The organism is Roseixanthobacter psychrophilus (assembly GCF_043195195.1).
Classification (GTDB): Bacteria; Pseudomonadota; Alphaproteobacteria; order Rhizobiales; family Xanthobacteraceae; genus NCEH01.
Genome location: NZ_JBAFWT010000130.1, coordinates 1 through 1403 on the forward strand (window position 1 = coordinate 1; position 1403 = coordinate 1403).

General features: G+C 59.0%; 1 protein-coding gene. It reads left to right on the forward strand.

Translation table 11 applies throughout. The features are described from left to right. Window positions 1-71: 71 nt before the first annotated feature. A complete protein-coding gene (locus V5F77_RS28800; protein WP_011993128.1) occupies window positions 72-1373 on the forward strand; it encodes an IS701 family transposase in 1302 nt (433 codons plus the stop codon). Window positions 1374-1403 lie beyond the last annotated feature (30 nt).

Below are 1403 nucleotides of genomic sequence, written 5' to 3' on the forward strand. Positions count from 1 at the left end.
AATGTGATTTCTCGATTCCCAAGGAGCGATTTCCCTGATTCATAGGGAGCCAGCTTTATGGGAGGCTGGCGATGGCAGAAGATTGGCGTGGGGATTTGGAGGTCTGGCTCGCGCCATTTCTGGCGGCTTTACGGCACAAGACGCGGATGAGGCTTTGCCCGGCGTACATTGCAGGCCTGATTGGTCCCGGTGACCGCAAGAGTGTTCAGCCGATGGCGGCTCGAGGTGGAGAGTTTGGCTATGACCAACTTCACCATTTTATCTCCGACGGCGTGTGGGAAAGCGCGCCGCTCGAAACAGTCCTCTTCAAGGAGGCCGACCGCCTGGTGGGACACGAAGCCGGGTTTTTGGTTATCGACGACACAGCTTTGCCGAAAAAGGGCAGTCATTCGGTCGGGGTCGCGGCGCAATATGCATCTTCGCTTGGCAAAACGTCAAATTGTCAGTCGCTCGTTTCGGTGACGCTGGCATCCCGCGAAGTGCCGGTGATGGTAAGTCTGCGCCTCTTTTTGCCCGAAAGCTGGACGGGCGATGTCGAGCGTATGGAGCGGGCCCGGGTTCCGCAGGAGCGCCAAATCGCCCTGACAAAGCCAGAGATTGCCATTGAGGAAATTGACCGTGTTATCGCCTCAGGTGCCCGGTTCGGCTGCGTGCTGGCCGATGCCGGCTATGGGTCGAGCGGGCCGTTCCGCCAGGCGCTGAGCGAGCGTGGCTTGCTATGGGCGGTCGGCATGTCACGGCGACAGAATGTGTACAGGGCGGACATTGGACTGATATTCCCGAAAGCTGCGACCGGCAGGAGACGCAAATACCACGTGCCTGATGACGTTGCCGTCTCTGCCGAATGGATGCTGGCCGATGCAAAATGGCAGAAGATCAGTTGGCGGCGCGGGACAAAAGGCAAGCTAACCTGCCTATTTGCTGCTTGCCGTGTCCGGGTAGCAGACGGCCACAGGCATCGTATGAGCGACGGTCGTGTCCAGGCCATGCCAGGGGAGCAGGAGGTGTGGTTGGTAGGTGAGCGGCGCACGAGCGGAGAGCAGAAATATTACCTGTCAAACCTGCCCGCCGACGCCACACTCAAGACGCTTGCCGCGGCAATCAAGGCGAGATGGATCTGCGAACAGGCACATCAGCAACTCAAGGAAGAGCTTGGATTAGATCACTTCGAAGGCAGATCATGGACAGGCTTGCACCGACATTGCCTGATGGCGATGATCGCCTTCGCTTTCCTTCAATCCCGCCGCCTCAAAGCAGCGGGACGGAAAAAAAAGAATCGGAGCGCCGCCGCCGCAACCGACCATGCCTGCGATCAGGCAAGCCATCCTCGACCTCTTCACACAGCCACCACCAGGCAGATGCCCTCACTGTGACAAGCTCCTCGCCGAAGCTGTCGCGCGAAA